Source organism: Terribium retamae (assembly GCF_022347545.1).
GTDB lineage: Bacteria > Pseudomonadota > Alphaproteobacteria > Rhizobiales > Rhizobiaceae > Mesorhizobium > Mesorhizobium retamae.
Genome location: NZ_JAKREW010000041.1, coordinates 1 through 14,296, shown reverse-complemented (window position 1 = coordinate 14,296; position 14,296 = coordinate 1). Strand labels below are relative to the sequence as shown.

General features: G+C 64.2%; 13 protein-coding genes and 1 pseudogene. 10 read left to right on the top strand and 4 right to left on the bottom strand.

From position 1 onward, the window contains the following. Positions 1 to 621: 621 nt before the first annotated feature. Entirely contained in the window at positions 622 to 1,425 is an 804-nt protein-coding gene (ku, locus tag L4923_RS25460; protein WP_239369909.1) for a non-homologous end joining protein Ku, read from the bottom strand. A gap of 224 nt (positions 1,426 to 1,649) precedes the next feature. Here ku and L4923_RS25455 point away from each other — a divergent pair, with 224 nt between their 5' ends. Continuing rightward, positions 1,650 to 1,889 carry a KTSC domain-containing protein gene (locus tag L4923_RS25455; RefSeq protein ID WP_239369908.1) on the top strand — a complete coding sequence of 80 codons (240 nt, stop codon included), beginning with the start codon at positions 1,650 to 1,652 and terminating at the stop codon, positions 1,887 to 1,889. Here the strand turns inward: L4923_RS25455 and L4923_RS25450 are convergent. Next, positions 1,886 to 2,083, bottom strand: coding sequence for a hypothetical protein (locus L4923_RS25450; protein WP_239369907.1), 198 nt, complete (start codon positions 2,081 to 2,083; stop codon positions 1,886 to 1,888). The two genes, L4923_RS25455 and L4923_RS25450, sit on opposite strands and share 4 nt — an antisense overlap. A 146-nt stretch (positions 2,084 to 2,229) precedes the next feature. Here L4923_RS25450 and L4923_RS25445 point away from each other — a divergent pair, with 146 nt between their 5' ends. From L4923_RS25445 to L4923_RS25430, 4 genes are all read left to right on the top strand, one after another. Beyond that, positions 2,230 to 4,296: an ABC transporter ATP-binding protein/permease gene (locus L4923_RS25445; RefSeq protein WP_239369906.1), complete on the top strand. Its 2,067-nt coding sequence runs from the start codon at positions 2,230 to 2,232 to the stop codon at positions 4,294 to 4,296. A gap of 173 nt (positions 4,297 to 4,469) precedes the next feature. Then, a complete protein-coding gene (gene ligD, locus L4923_RS25440; protein ID WP_239369905.1) occupies positions 4,470 to 7,097 on the top strand; it encodes a DNA ligase D in 2,628 nt (875 codons plus the stop codon). 17 nt (positions 7,098 to 7,114) lie between these two features. Continuing rightward, the gene (locus tag L4923_RS25435; RefSeq protein ID WP_239369904.1) at positions 7,115 to 8,125 is read left to right on the top strand and encodes an ATP-dependent DNA ligase; all 1,011 of its coding nucleotides are present in this window, start codon (positions 7,115 to 7,117) and stop codon (positions 8,123 to 8,125) included. Between the two features lie 16 nt (positions 8,126 to 8,141). Further along, positions 8,142 to 8,732, top strand: a complete 591-nt coding sequence (locus L4923_RS25430) for a DNA-3-methyladenine glycosylase (RefSeq protein ID WP_239369903.1) — start codon at positions 8,142 to 8,144, stop codon at positions 8,730 to 8,732. 37 nt (positions 8,733 to 8,769) lie between these two features. Here the strand turns inward: L4923_RS25430 and L4923_RS25425 are convergent, their stop codons facing one another. Next, positions 8,770 to 8,922, bottom strand: coding sequence for a hypothetical protein (locus L4923_RS25425; protein WP_239369902.1), 153 nt, complete (start codon positions 8,920 to 8,922; stop codon positions 8,770 to 8,772). A gap of 18 nt (positions 8,923 to 8,940) precedes the next feature. After that, positions 8,941 to 9,231, bottom strand: coding sequence for a DUF982 domain-containing protein (locus L4923_RS25420; protein WP_239369901.1), 291 nt, complete (start codon positions 9,229 to 9,231; stop codon positions 8,941 to 8,943). A 221-nt stretch (positions 9,232 to 9,452) separates the two neighbouring features. Between L4923_RS25420 and coxB the strand changes: the two genes are divergently transcribed. The 5 genes and pseudogenes from coxB to L4923_RS25395 form a co-directional block, all read left to right on the top strand. Further along, positions 9,453 to 10,442, top strand: a complete 990-nt coding sequence (gene coxB, locus L4923_RS25415; protein ID WP_239369900.1) for a cytochrome c oxidase subunit II — start codon at positions 9,453 to 9,455, stop codon at positions 10,440 to 10,442. Then, entirely contained in the window at positions 10,439 to 12,937 is a 2,499-nt protein-coding gene (gene ctaD, locus L4923_RS25410; protein WP_239369899.1) for a cytochrome c oxidase subunit I, read from the top strand. The genes coxB and ctaD overlap by 4 nt, the downstream gene beginning before the upstream one ends. Positions 12,938 to 12,939: 2 nt before the next feature. Then, entirely contained in the window at positions 12,940 to 13,320 is a 381-nt protein-coding gene (locus L4923_RS25405) for a hypothetical protein (protein WP_239369898.1), read from the top strand. Then, the gene (locus L4923_RS25400; protein ID WP_239369897.1) at positions 13,317 to 14,057 is read left to right on the top strand and encodes a cytochrome c oxidase assembly protein; all 741 of its coding nucleotides are present in this window, start codon (positions 13,317 to 13,319) and stop codon (positions 14,055 to 14,057) included. Before L4923_RS25405 ends, L4923_RS25400 begins: the two co-directional genes overlap by 4 nt. Next, positions 14,057 to 14,296, top strand: a pseudogene (locus L4923_RS25395) (c-type cytochrome); the annotation flags it as partial. The gene L4923_RS25400 and the pseudogene L4923_RS25395, both read left to right, overlap by 1 nt.

Sequence of the window (14,296 nt, the reverse complement as noted above, 5' to 3'; positions counted from 1 at the left end):
AAATGAATTTGAACCGAAAGGGAGCCGGCGCAGTTAACCCACGGCTGACACGACCCTCTCGATAATCGCGTCGGCCCGCCAGCCCGGCCGCTCCCTTGCGAAGTCGGGCTGGCCCAGGCAGCACGCCCTCTTCAGCTTCGTCTCGGGGGGCGCCTGCGACCACCCTCAAAATTTTGGAACTCGTGCGCATTGACGAAATTGATGCTGCGAAGGACGCCCGGGAGACCGAACCAAAAAAAGCGCCGCGAGGCGGACAGCCGTAAGCGGCGCAGTTGGGTGTCTAGTCAGACCACCGACCAACGGGCTGCCGAGCGGTTGGTTTCAAAAAATCAATCACAGGGTTTTCTGCTTTGAACCCGGTTCTGCCTGAGCGCAGAGACCAGCCAAGGATGCCAAAAAGAAGCGCCGCCGTGGCGTAAACCATAAGCGGCGCAGGTAAAGGCTAGTTGGACACCCACTAACGGATCGCGCCGCGATCGGTTCAAAAAATCGACAAGCTCTGGCCGCCAATCAAAACCAGCCGGCCCGCCACAAGATCACCACCCAGGCAATGGCAACCGCGCCGAAGATCGCGGCGATCATCATAAGCGTTCTGGAATCGCGACGTACATGCATTGAGGTTCACCGACTTTTCCGACGTTCTTTCTGCAAACTCGCACGCAGCGCGTCAGTGATGGAAACGACGTTGCTGGCAGGCTCGTCCTTGGCAGTTTTCTTTCTCGCCGGCTTCTTGAGTGCAGCACTGCGCTTCTTGATCAGCCGGCGCAGCCTGTCCTGCAGCTGATCGTGCGAGAATTTCGGGCTCCAGGCTTCGATGTCTTTGGCGATCACCTTGCGCATGAGCTTCAGCGTCTTGGCGGCGATCTTTGCCTTGTCGATCTCGCCGAAATAATCCTTGGCATCGCGAACCTCGTCGCCGTACCGCAAGGTCCATACGACGATGCCCTTGTCGCGAGGGCGAAGCAGGACGGCGCGTTCGCGGTTTGAGATCACCAGGCGGGCGATGCCGACCATCCCAGTCGCTTTCATCGCCTCGCGGATCACGGCAAACGCCTCTTCCCCGACCTTGTCGTCCGGGACAAGGAGATAGGGCCGGTCGTACCAGATCCAACCGATCGACTCGGACGGCACGAAAGTGTCGATATCGATCGTGCGCGTGCTTTCCAGTTCGACGGCTTCCAGTTCCTTGTCGGTGAAGACGATCAGCTTGCCTTCCTCGACCTCATAGCCTTTTGCCTCGTCGTCATCGGCTACGGGCTTGCCTGTCTCGGCATCGACATACTGGCTGCGAACGCGATTGCCGGTTTTCTTGTTGATGGTGTGGAAGCGGATCTGCTCGCGGCCGGAGACCGCCGGCGTCATGGCGACGGGGCAGGTGACGAGCGAGAGCTTGAGATATCCCTTCCAGAAGACTTGCCGCGCCATGGCTGCCTCATTGATTGCGTAAAAAGCGAAAGCGGCGACAGGGACGGAGGTTCCAATTATCCGCGGACCCGGATTCCCGACGACGACCGGGAGCGCCATGAAAGCCGGAACCTTTGCGCGCGCCGAAGCTTGCTAACCAGGAGGCCGTTGGAATCTCCGATGGCCTGCCGGCCATCGGCGCCGGGTGTCAGGCCATTGCGCTGCGTATCGCTTGAGACAATGTCATGCCGTCGACCTCGATCCGCAAATTCGAATACGACCCGGACAGGAGGGTGCTGTCCGTCTGGTTCGTCGCCAGCGGAAAGCGATATGACTATGAGGACGTTCCGCCGAACATCGATGCGGAGTTCCGGAAGGCTTTTTCCAAGGGGCGTTTCTTCAACCGCAGGATCCGAGATCACTTCCGGTATCGTCTCGTCGAAGACCCTCAGGCAGCCCGCCCTCGCAGATCGCGGGCCGGTTAGCGCCTCACATTTGGGCGCACTTTCTCGACCTCCGCGCGGGTATTGGTTTCCGGCAGATCGCCGCCGGCCTCCGGATTGGGAGCGGGGTCCTCGCGCGCATCCCTGGCAGGTTTGTTGCTCGGGTCCGTGCCGGGCCGCTTCGGAACAGTCCTCGGCGTCTTCGGAAGATTTTTGGGTTCTTTCGTATTGGCCATGGCGACCTCCATTGTCAACGAAACCGCAGCCCGGACCGAAGGTTCCAAACGCTTGGCCAACGGCCGGGCATTGCCTGCGCCAAATTCGGCAAGCGTGCTGGCCCGGTCTTCTGAAACCTTTTGGATTTTGAGCCGTTGTGAGCGCGATGCCGAAAGCGGAACAGAGCCATTCCGATGTCGTCAAACAGCGTGGCTCTGCCGGGCCGCGCCGGGGGACCGGAGCGTCCAAGAAGCCGAGCCGGAAGCCGCAAGCGAAAGCGCGACGGAACGCCAAGGCAGCCATTGCGCACCCGGAACCCATCGACGAGATCGAGAAGGAACCGGAGGCCGTCGGCGAGGATCGCCCGCCTCCCCCCGAAGGAGACGAGCCGAGCCCGCAGCTGACGCCCGAGCAGGCGGAGCAGGCGCGCAAGAAATACCTGTTCCGGCGGTTCTGGATCAGCGCGCGTGGTTACTGGAGCCGACGCGGCGACAGGCTGAGCTGGCCGCTGGCGATCGGCCTGCTGGTGCTGATCTGCGTCAATGTCGGCTTCCAGTACGGCATCAATGTCTGGAACCGCTCGATCTTCGACGCCATCGAGAAGCGCGACGCCAGCACCGTCTATTTCCTGAGCGCGGTTTTCGTGCCCCTGGTGCTGGTCAGCGGAAGCCTGGTCGTGGCGCAGGTCTATCTGCGCATGACGATGCAGCGCCGCTGGCGGTCCTGGCTGACAACGGCGCTCATCGCACGCTGGCTGAGCAACGGCCGCTACTACCAGCTGAACCTGGTCAGCGGCGATCACCAGAACCCGGAAGCCCGCCTGACCGAAGACCTGCGCATCGCCACGGAATCGCCGGTCGATTTTATTTCCGGCGTGCTCAACGCGTTTCTATCGGCTTCCACCTTCATCGTGGTGCTGTGGACGATCGGCGGCGCGCTGACCCTCCCGCTGGGCACCTCGACCATCACCATTCCAGGCTTCCTCGTCGTTGCCGCGGTGATCTACGCCAGCATCACCTCCATCTCCATGTTCATCATCGGGCGCAACTTCGTCCAGCTTTCCGAACAGAAGAACCAGGCGGAGGCCGAGTTCCGTTACGTGCTGACGCGCGTGCGCGAAAACGGCGAGAGCATCGCCCTGCTCGGCGGCGAGGAAGAAGAACGCAGCGGCATCGACAGGACCTTTGCCGTCGTGCTCGCGCGATGGGCCCGTCTCACCGGCCAGCACATGCGCACAGCCATGGTGTCGCAAGGATCGAGCCTGTTCGCTCCCGTCGTGCCGGTGCTTTTGTGTGCGCCCAAATTCCTCGACGGCTCCATGACGCTCGGGCAGGTGATGCAGGCGGCTTCGGCTTTCGCCATCGTGCAAGGGGCGTTCGGCTGGCTGGTCGACAACTATCCGCGCCTCGCCGACTGGAACGCGTCCGCCCGCCGCGTCGCCTCGCTGATGATGTCGCTCGACGGGCTGGAGCGTGCCGAACAGAGCGATGCGCTCGGGCGTATCGACCATGGCGAGGCCAAGGGCGAGGTGATGATCCGCCTCAACGACCTCTCGGTGACGCTCGACGACGGCACGGCGGTCGTCAACGAGACCGAAGTTGCGATCGAACAGGGCGAGCGGGTCCTGGTTTCCGGCGATTCCGGTTCCGGCAAATCCACGCTGGTGCGCGCCATCGCCGGCCTGTGGCCGTGGGGCAGCGGCAGCATCAACTTCCATACCGACAAGCGGCTGTTCATGCTGCCGCAGCGCCCCTACGTTCCGACAGGGACATTGCGGCGCGCCGTTGCCTATCCCGGCGCCGCCGAGCAGTGGCCGCCCAAAACGATCAAGGCGACCCTGGACAAGGTGGGCCTCGGCCACCTGAAGGACAAGCTCGAGGAAGATGCGCCCTGGGACCAGACCTTGTCCGGCGGCGAAAAACAGCGCCTCGCCTTCGCGCGCCTGTTCCTGCATCGGCCCGATATCGTGGTGCTGGACGAGGCGACGGCGGCGCTGGACGAGAAAAGCCAGAACAAGATGATGGAAGCGGTGATCCGCGAATTGCCGGAGGTGACCGTCATCAGCGTCGCGCACCGGGCGGAACTGGAAGCCTACCACACCCGCAAGATCACGCTGGAACGGCGCAAGGGCGGAGCAAAGCTCGTCAGCGACATCGACCTCACGCCCCGCAAGGGCCGGCGCAATCTGATCCAGCGCGCCTTGTGGGGCAGCGAAAAACGAGCCCGGCGCTAGCGTGTTTCCGTTTTTCCACGGAAACGCTCCAACTCTTTGTTTTTACGCAATTCCGGACGGAAAACGCTGCACAGTTTCCCTGGAATTGCGCTGGCGCGCCGAACCATTCTGGAACCCGCTTTCTTCCCCTGCATTCCTCGTTGGCAGTTCCGCAACTGCATGCGAGGTGTACCGTGCCGTCCGACAAGCTCTCGACCTACAAAGCAAAACGGGATTTCGAAGCCACGCAGGAGCCGAGCGGCAGTGTCGACGTCAAGGCGTCGAACCGGTTGCGTTTCGTGATCCAGAAGCACGATGCCAGCCGTCTCCACTACGACCTGCGGCTCGAACTGGATGGCGTGTTCAAATCCTGGGCTGTGACCAGGGGGCCGTCGCTGGACCCGCATGACAAGCGGCTTGCGGTGGAGGTTGAAGACCATCCGCTCGACTATGGCGATTTCGAAGGCACGATCCCCAAGGGACAATATGGCGGCGGCACGGTCATGTTGTGGGATCGGGGCCATTGGGAGCCCGAGGGCAAAGGCTCGGCTCAGCAGCAGCTCAAGAAGGGCGACCTTAAGTTCCAGCTCGACGGCAAGCGTCTCAAGGGCAGTTTCGTTCTGGTCCGCATGGACAGCGACCGGTTCAAGGGCAAGCGCAACAACTGGCTGCTGATCAAGCATCGCGACGCAACCTCCGTCGAGAAGGATGGCGCGGCCGTTCTCGAGGAGAACGTCACCTCGGTCGCCTCGGGCCGCACCATGGACGAGATCGCGGCGGGCAAGGGGCGCAAGCCAAGGCCCTTCATGCTGGAGCAGCCGGCCGTGAATGCGGACGCCGTCTGGGACAGCAAGAGCGGACTCGCGGCGGACAAGCGCAAGGCCGCCCGCGCCAAGGCCCCGGCAGCCAAACACGCGGACATGCCCGACTTCATCGCTCCCCAGCTTTGCCAGACCCTGTCGCGGCCGCCGGGCGGCAAGGGCTGGCTGCACGAAATCAAATTCGACGGCTATCGCATCCAGATGCGCGTCAGCGGCGGCAAGGTCACGCTCAGGACCCGCAAAGGGCTCGACTGGACGAAACGTTATCCGGCGATCGCGGCTGCAGCGGAGGCGCTTCCGGACACCATCATCGACGGCGAGGTCTGCGCACTCGACCACAATGGCGCGCCCGATTTCGCCGCTTTGCAGGCAGCACTCAGCGAGGGCAAGACAGGAGAACTCGTCTACTTCGCTTTCGACCTCCTGTTCGACGGCGGGGAAGATTTGCGGCGCCTGCCCCTGGAGGAGCGCAAGGCGCGTCTCCAGGATCTGTTCGCGTCCGTCGACCTGGACGACAACATCCGCTTCGTCGAACATTTCGAGACGGCCGGCGACGCGGTGTTGCGGTCCGCCTGCCGCCTGCATCTGGAAGGCATCATTTCCAAGCAATCCGGGGCTCCTTACACCTCCGGCCGTTCGGCGAGCTGGGCGAAATCGAAATGCAGGGCCGGGCATGAAGTCGTGATCGGCGGCTATGCAACCACCAATGGCCGGTTCCGCTCGTTGCTGGTCGGCGTCCATCGCGGCAAGAGCTTCGTCTATACGGGCCGTGTCGGAACCGGCTTCGGCGGGAAGAAGGGCGAAACGCTTCTGGCCGCCCTGGAGCCGCTTGAAATCTCCAGCTCGCCATTCACCAGCGGCCTTGTCTCCAAACGCGGCGACAAAATCGTCTGGATCAAACCCGAACTGGTGGCGGAAATCGAATTTGCCGGGTGGACGGCGGACGGCCTCGTCAGGCAGGCGGCGTTCAAAGGCCTGCGGGAAGACAAGGCCGCCGGCGAAGTGGAGGCGGAAAAGCCCGCTGATGCGGACACTGAGGTTCTGGAGCCGACACCGGCCGGCCGCCGGTCCTCGCGTCGCGCCGGAAAGGCGAATGTGATGGGCCTGCTGATCTCCAACCCTGACAAGGTCCTATGGCCGGCAACCGATGACGCCGAAGAGATCACCAAAGAGGAATTGGCCCGCTATTATGAGGCTGTCGGTCCCTGGATGATCAACCATATCCGCGGCCGTCCCTGCTCCATCATCCGCGCGCCCGACGGCATCGGCGGGGAGAAATTCTTTCAACGCCACGCGATGCAGGGAACGTCCAACCTGCTGGAACGGGTCGAGGTTTTCGGCGACCGCAAGCCCTATCTCCAGATCGACAGGGTCGAGGGCCTGGCTGCCGTCGCCCAGCTCGGCGCCGTGGAACTGCATCCGTGGAACTGCGAGCCGCATCAACCGGAGCTGCCCGGACGCCTGGTGTTCGACATCGATCCGGCGCCGGACGTGCCGTTCGCCAGCGTTGTCCAAGCCGCGCACGAACTGAAGGAACGTCTCGAACAATTGGGGCTGGTCACCTTCTGCAAGACGACCGGCGGCAAGGGCCTTCACGTGGTCACGCCGCTCAAGGCCGGCAAGCGCCGCAAGCTCACATGGGACGAAGCAAAGGGGTTTGCGCATGCCGTGTGCATGACGATGGCGTCGGAGAGCCCCGATCGTTACCTGACGAAGATGTCGAAGAAACTGCGAGAGGGACGGATCTTCCTCGACTATCTGCGCAATGACCGCATGTCGACGGCGGTGGCGCCGCTTTCGCCGCGGGCGCGCGAGGGCGCAACGGTGTCGATGCCGCTGACATGGAGCCAGGTGCGGAAGAACCTCGATCCCAAACGCTTCACGCTGCGCACGGTACCGGCCCTGCTCTCCAAGACGGAAGCCTGGGCGGACTATTGCGATGGAGAGCGCTCGCTGGAGGATGCGATCTCGGCCGCGCAGCGGACGCGCAAAGCCTCGTAGTGGCCGGAGCCGCGATCATGGCCGAGGCCGAGGCGTTCCCACTGCCGCTCGATACGGCGCCGATGGAGGCAAGGCTGGCGCAGGAGATCCCGGTCGACGGCGCAGCGTGGCAATACGAACCGAAATGGGACGGGTTTCGTTGCCTGGCCTTCAAATCCGGCGACGCGGTCGACATCCGGGGCAAATCCGGCAAGCCGCTCGGCAGGTATTTTCCCGAAATCGTCGGCCATTTGCGGAGCCTGCCGGCCTCCCGCTTCGTCATCGACGGCGAGATCGTCATCGAACTGTCCGGCGGCTATTCGTTCGAAGCCCTGCAGATGCGACTGCATCCCGCGGCCAGCCGCATCCGCAAGCTTTCTGCCGAGACGCCCGCGAAGCTGATCCTGTTCGACATGCTCGCCGACACGACCGGCGGGGATCTGAGGGAAAGGCCGTTGTCGACCCGGCGCGACGTGCTGGAAAGGTTCGCCAAATCCCTGAATTCGAAGGACATCGAACTGTCGCCGGTGACCCTCGATGCCGAGGAAGCCGGCCGATGGCTGACGGCACGCAACACCGGGCGGACCGACGGCATCGTCGCGAAAAGACGCGATGGACAATATCTGTCCGGCGTTCGCGAGATGGTGAAGGTCAAGCTGCTGCGCAGCGCCGACTGCGTTGTCGGAGGGTTTCGCTATCTCGGCAGCAAGAAGGAGGTCGGCTCCCTGCTCCTCGGTCTCTATGACGACGACGGCAAGCTCGACCATGTCGGCTTCACCTCCACCATCCGCAACGAGGACAGGGCAGCATTGACCAGACGGCTGGAAAAGCTGCGGCAAGCACCCGGCTTTACGGGCAACGCGCCCGGTGGCCCGAGCCGGTGGAGCACGGAACGAAGCGCGGCCTGGGAGCCGCTGAAACCGACGCTGGTCGTCGAAGTACGGTTCGACCATGTGACGGGAAGGCGGTTCCGGCACGGCACCAGGCTATTGCGCTGGCGACCCGACAAAGCCCCCCATCAATGCACATTCGAGCAACTGGGCTTATAATCGGGCATGTTGGGCGATGGACATAAAAGCTGATCACGATGCGGATGCGGAGGCCAGGTTTAGGCTCTTCTGGGACCGTGCGCCGGACAGGGTCGCGGCCGAACTCATCGGAACGGAGTTCTGTGTCGACGGCGTCGGCGGCATCATTGTCGAAACCGAGGCTTACGCCGCCGACGATCCGGCCTCGCACAGTTTCGGGGGTGAAACGCGCCGCAATGCCGCGATGTTCGGGCCTCCGGGCCATGTCTACGTCTACCGTTCCTACGGCCTCCACTGGTGCCTCAATTTCGTGTGCCAGCGCGGCAGTGCGGTTCTGCTGCGGGCACTCGAGCCGCTTCATGGCTTCGACCGCATGAGCGAGCGCCGCGGCCTGACGGAACCTCGTCTGTTCTGTTCGGGACCTGGGCGGCTGGCGCTGGCGCTCGGGATAGACGCATCCCATAACGGGCTGTCCTTGCAGGACCCGAGATTTACCCTCGTGCCGCCCGTCGCCTATGTTCCGGTGATCGTCGGTGCCCGGATAGGCATTTCAAAGGCGACCGACAAGGCATGGCGGTTCGGGCTCGCAGGTTCGCCTTATCTGAGCAAGCGGTTCGAACAAGGATGACGGCAAGTCGTTGGCGACAGCCGGAGCGGTTGCCAGCTCAGTTGCCCGGCTTCTGCCGCCGCTTTGCCTGTGTCGTGCCTTCACGCCCGCCGGACTGTCCGACCCGAAGGGCGTTCGGGGCGATTTCCACGATCAGGCTGCGCAGGAAATCGGCGATCGTTTTCTCAAAGCTGTGATTGAACGCTTTCATTGGAGCCGCCTCGACAATTCAGCCATGGACATCCCGCACGATGGCGAGAATTCCCGCTTCTTCGGCCGCGCGTTCAAAGGATTGCCTGGCCTCGTCCGGCGTGGCCTGGCTCAGCTTGATCGCGTCCATGACATTGATGGCCTGTTGCCAGGCGACCTTCCGCTTTCCCGGCCACTTTTCATTCTTGAGGCAATGCTCCGCTTCGAAAACGGAACTGACGGTGCGGGTCCGTCCCGGTTTTCCGAAGTAGATCAGAACAGGCCTGTCGAATGGTATCGGTTGCATGCCTTGGAAACGCGGCGGTTTCACCGACGTTCCCGGAGATTGCAGGTTGGAGCGCAGCCGATCTCTTCCGCAGTGTCCGGCTACAAAAAGGAACCAAGCTGCGTCCTGGCAGTTGTCAGACCGTCGGCACGAAAACCGGGGAACCCTCATGTCTGCTTCACGCGAGTGGCCCGTTCGGCAGGTGCGCGGAACGCCTGCACCAGGAAAGCGAACCCTGAAGAACAGCAGCGACGACCCTGCGACGCATGGCTGTCGCGGCTAGACCCCCTCCCGGAATCCAGCCAGCCGGCCTGGCCTGTCTGACGCTGGCGGGTTGCTCGGGCAACCAGTCGGCACTCGATGCGGCGGGGCAGGAGGCTGCGTCCATTGCGCAGCTGTTCTGGGTCATGACGACTGGCGGCGCCATTGTCTGGCTGCTGGTCGTCGCTCTTCTCCTCTACGCCGCTCGAAGCCGCAGCCACAGCGAGGCCGCCGCCAGCCGCCTGATCCTGTGGGGCGGCGCGGTGCTGCCGTCGGCCGTGGTGGTCGGCCTGCTTGCCTATGCCCTGTGGCTGATGCCGGCGCTGCGCCCCTTCGGGGCTGCGGCAGCCTCCGGACTGCGGATCGAGGTCACCGGCAGCCAGTATTGGTGGCGCGTGGTCTATCGCTCCCCGGACGGCGTCACCGTCACATCCGCCAACGAGATCAGGCTGCCGGTCGGCCAGAGGGTCGAACTCAGCCTTGCAAGCAACGACGTCATCCATTCCTTCTGGATACCGTCGCTCGGCGGCAAGATGGACATGATCCCGGGCCGCACCAACCGCCTGTCGCTGCAGGCGACCAAACCCGGAACCTACCGGGGGCCTTGCGCCGAATATTGCGGCACCTCGCACGCGCTGATGGCGCTCCAGGCGGTGGCCTTGCCGCCGGAGGCGTTCGACCGCTGGCTGGCGGCGCAGGCGAAACCCTCTCCGGCTGTGGCGGCCAGCGGCGCGGAGCTGTTCCGGCGCCATGGCTGCGGCGCATGCCACGCGATCGCGGGCACCGAGGCGAAAGGCGTTCTCGGCCCCGATCTTTCGCATTTCGGGTCACGCCTTACGCTGGCAGCCGGCATCCTGCCCAACACCACCGACAACATCGAGCGCTTCATCGCCGATCCCGATCGCATCAAACCGGGCGTGAAAATGCCGGCATTCGGCATGCTGCCGCGCGAAGACATCCGCGTGCTGGCAAGCTGGCTGAGGCGGCTGGAATGAGCGGCACGCCCGAACGCCAGGCACAGGAAGAGCGCCTGCGCGCGGTCTGGCAGAACCCGACCGGCTGGCGCTACTGGACCAGTGTCAACAACACGCAGGTCGGCCTGTGGTACGGTGGCGCGGCCTTCGCCTTCATGCTGTTTGCCGGCGTCCTGGCGCTGATCATGCGCGCGCAGCTGGCTTTCCCCGACAACGACCTCATCTCGGCAGATCTCTACAACCAGGCCTTCACCCTGCACGGCACGGTGATGATGTTCCTGTTCGCGGTGCCGATCTTCGAAGCGATCGCCATCTTCCTGCTGCCGCCGATGCTGGGGGCCCGCGAGCTGCCCTTCCCCCGCCTCGGCGCTTTCGGCTTCTGGAGCTTCCTGCTCGGCGGCGTCTTCGTGTGCGGCTCCATCTTCTTCAATGCCGCGCCCTCCAGCGGCTGGTTCATGTATCCGCCGCTGGCGACGGACGAGGAACTGTCGGGCATCGGCGCCGACATCTGGCTGCTCGGCCTTTCCTTCATCGAGGTGGCGTCCATCGCCGCCGCGGTCGAGATCATCGTCGGGATCATGAAATGCCGCGCGCCCGGCATGCGCATCAACCTGATGCCGCTTTTTGCCTGGTACCTGCTGATCGTCGCCGGCATGATCCTGTTCGCCTTCCCGCCGCTGATCGCCGGCGACCTCCTGTTCGAACTGCAGCGCATGTTCGACTGGCCGTTCTTCGATGCGGCGCGCGGCGGCGACCCGCTGCTGTGGCAGCACCTGTTCTGGATCTTCGGCCATCCGGAAGTCTACATCATCTTCCTGCCCGCCATCGCGCTGATGGCGATGATCGTACCGACCTTCGCGCAGCGGCCCATCGTCGGCTATTCGTGGATCGTGCTCGCGGCCGTCGGCACGGGCTTCCTGTCTTTCGGCCTGTGGGTGCACCACATGTTCACCACGGGGCTGCCGCAGATCTCGCTGGCCTTCTTCTCAGCGGCCTCCGAAGCCGTCGCCATCCCGACCGGCGTGCAGATCTTCGTCTTCATCGCCACGATGCTGGCCGGGCGCGTGATCTTCTCGACGCCGATGCTGTTCGGTACAGGCGGCATCGCGATCTTCGTCATCGGCGGGCTCACCGGCGTCATGGTGGCGCTCGCACCGTTCGACTGGCAGGCGCATGACAGCTATTTCGTCGTCGCGCACCTGCATTACGTGCTGATCGGAGGCATGCTGTTTCCGGTGATCGCCGGCCTCTATTATTACTACCCCTTGATCGATGCGCAGCACCTGTCGGACCGGCTCGGCCGCATCGCGTTCTGGCTGATGTTCGTCGGCTTCAACGTCGCTTTCTTTCCCATGCACCTCGCCGGGCTGCGCGGCATGCCACGGCGCGTCTTCACCTATCCTTCCGAGACGGGCTGGGACTGGCTCAACCTCATTTCCAGCATCGGCGCCTATATCTTCGCCGCCGGGCTTCTCGTCGTGATCTTCGATGTGCTGCGCCCCAAGCACCGGCATACGGGCGGCGAACTGAACCCCTGGAATGCCGGCACGCTCGAATGGATTTCCGAGCCGAAGGAGAATTGGGGCGTCCGCTCCATTCCCCGGATCACCAGCCGCTATCCGCTGTGGGAGCAGCCGACCCTGCTGCGCGACGTCGCCGAGGGCCGCGGCTACCTCGCCGACGCACCGGAGGGTCAGCGCGAAGGGCTGGTCACCTCCGTGCTCGATGCCGAGCCGGTCCAGGTGCTGCGCGTCGGCGGCACCTCCGGCGTCACCATCGTCTCGGCGGTCACGCTGGGCGCCGTCTTTGTCGCGCTGACCTTCAAATGGTGGTTGGTGACTGCGGTCGCCGCCATCGCCAGCCTCTGCGCGGTGCTGTACTGGCTCTGGACCGGCACCAATGTCATCCCGGAAGCCGAGGAAAAGGACGTCGGCCATGGGCTGATGCTGCCGCTCCATGCCTCCGGCTCGGCCTCGGTCGGATGGTGGGCGATGTTCATCACCATGGTGGGCGACGCGACCGCCTTCGCCAGCCTGATCTTCGGCTATTTCTTCTACTGGACCATCCACGCCGATTTCACCGCCGGGCAGGCAGGGCCGGGCATGGCATGGCCGCTCATCGCAGCCGCCTTGTTCGGCGGCGCATGGGCGGCCACGCTGATCGCGAGAACGCTGAATGCCGGCGAACGAAAAGCCCCCATGCGAGCCTGCCTGGGGGTTTCCGCCTTGCTTGCGCTCGCCGCGTCGGCGGCTGCACTCGCCGGACCCTGGCAGCATGGCATGGATCCGGCCAGCCATGTCTACCCGGCCATCGTCTGGCTTCTGGTGCTCTGGGTGGTCGCTCACGCCGCTGTCGGCGTTGTGATGCATCTCTACTGCCTGGCCCGCAGTTTCGCGGGACGGCTCTCCGCACTGTACGACATGGACCTGCGCAACAGCGCGCTCTACTGGCATTTCGTGCTGATCCAGGCGGTGCTGACGTTCCTGGTCATCGGCCTGTTTCCGGAGGCGGGGTGATCATGCGGTTCATCCCCAAACCCATCGAAACGCTGTGGACCCTGTTCACTGCCCCGGTCGTCTGGGCCGCGCATTTCCTGTTCTGCTACGGCATCGCCGCCGTCTATTGCGCCAAGCAGGACCAGATCGGCATCAGCTTCGCCGCCGTGCGCATCGGCATCGCCGGCGCCACCGTAGTCGCGCTCGTCCTGATCGCGGCTTCGGCCTGGCTTGCCTGGCGCCAATGGGGCTTCGGCGCGCACGATCCGCCGCATGACGATCCGACCCGGCATGATCGCCTGCTGTTCCAGGGCTTTGCGACTTTGCTGCTGTCGGGCCTGTGCTTCGTCGCCGTCATCATGGTTGCGCTTCCGGCGTGGTTCGTGACGGAGTGCGTGCGATGAAGCGGGCAAGCCCACATGTGATGAGGCGGGCAAGCTTCATCGCCGGGCTCGGCCTGCTCGCCCTCGTCTGGCTCGGGCCTTTGCTGACGGCATGGCGCGACTCGGTCGCGGCGCACATGCTGGCCCATATGGGCGTGGTGGCACTGGCTGCTCCGTTGTTGGCGCTGGGGCTAGCCGACAGGCTCCCCGTGGCGCTGCCTGGAGTGTTTCCGCTTTTACCGGGAACGCGGAAACGCTCCAGCTCCTTGTTTTTACGCAATTCCGGACGGAAAACCGCTGCGCACTTTTCCTGGAATTGCTCCGGGGCCGCACCGGTGATCGCCTCGCTCGTGGAATTCGTCGTCGTGTGGGGCTGGCATGCGCCGGCGGCACGGCTGTGGGCCGAGACCTCCACCCTGGGCACGGTTGCCGAACAGCTTTCGTTTCTCGGCGCCGGCCTCTTCCTGTGGTTGTCCTGCCTGGCCGGCAGCCACGACAGCCTCTCCCGCGCCACCGGCGCCTTCGCGCTCCTGCTGACGTCGATGCATATGACGCTGCTCGGCGCGCTGATGGCGCTCAGCCCGCGCCCCCTCTACGGCATGGACGACGTGACCTGCTTCGGCACCCAATTGAGCGCCAGCCTGGACCAGCAGTTCGGTGCCGTGATCATGCTCGGCGTCGGCGGCGCGGTCTATCTGGCCGGCGGCGTGTCGCTGCTGGCAGGCATCCTCAGCGCTCGCCGGCGAGGAGCAGGCTGATGCGCCCACGCTGGCAAAAGATCGCGCTTGCCGTAATCGCGCTGCCGGTGGCGGCGGTGCTGTTTGCCTGGAGCGGTGTCTTCGATGTCGCGGCCTCCAGCGGCCACTGGAAAATCACCGACTGGTTCCTGCATTTCGCGATGCGCTCGTCGGTCAGGACCTATGCGCTGTCAGTCGAGCCCCCCGCCGAATTGCCTCGCTATGCCCTGCAGCCCGCCGCCGGCCATTTCGCGCGCGGC

Bases quoted from the DNA above. Each gene is read 5' to 3' on its own strand.
- L4923_RS25445 (WP_239369906.1), top strand. From the start codon at position 2,230: ATGCCGAAAGCGGAACAGAGCCATTCCGATGTCGTCAAACAGCGTGGC.
- L4923_RS25435 (WP_239369904.1), top strand. From the start codon at position 7,115: ATGGCCGAGGCCGAGGCGTTCCCACTGCCGCTCGATACGGCGCCGATG.
- ctaD (WP_239369899.1), top strand. From the start codon at position 10,439: ATGAGCGGCACGCCCGAACGCCAGGCACAGGAAGAGCGCCTGCGCGCG.
- coxB (WP_239369900.1), top strand. From the start codon at position 9,453: ATGGCTGTCGCGGCTAGACCCCCTCCCGGAATCCAGCCAGCCGGCCTG.
- L4923_RS25450 (WP_239369907.1), bottom strand. From the start codon at position 2,083: ATGGCCAATACGAAAGAACCCAAAAATCTTCCGAAGACGCCGAGGACT.
- ku (WP_239369909.1), bottom strand. From the start codon at position 1,425: ATGGCGCGGCAAGTCTTCTGGAAGGGATATCTCAAGCTCTCGCTCGTC.
- L4923_RS25425 (WP_239369902.1), bottom strand. From the start codon at position 8,922: ATGAAAGCGTTCAATCACAGCTTTGAGAAAACGATCGCCGATTTCCTG.
- L4923_RS25455 (WP_239369908.1), top strand. From the start codon at position 1,650: ATGCCGTCGACCTCGATCCGCAAATTCGAATACGACCCGGACAGGAGG.
- L4923_RS25430 (WP_239369903.1), top strand. From the start codon at position 8,142: ATGGACATAAAAGCTGATCACGATGCGGATGCGGAGGCCAGGTTTAGG.
- L4923_RS25405 (WP_239369898.1), top strand. From the start codon at position 12,940: ATGCGGTTCATCCCCAAACCCATCGAAACGCTGTGGACCCTGTTCACT.
- L4923_RS25400 (WP_239369897.1), top strand. From the start codon at position 13,317: ATGAAGCGGGCAAGCCCACATGTGATGAGGCGGGCAAGCTTCATCGCC.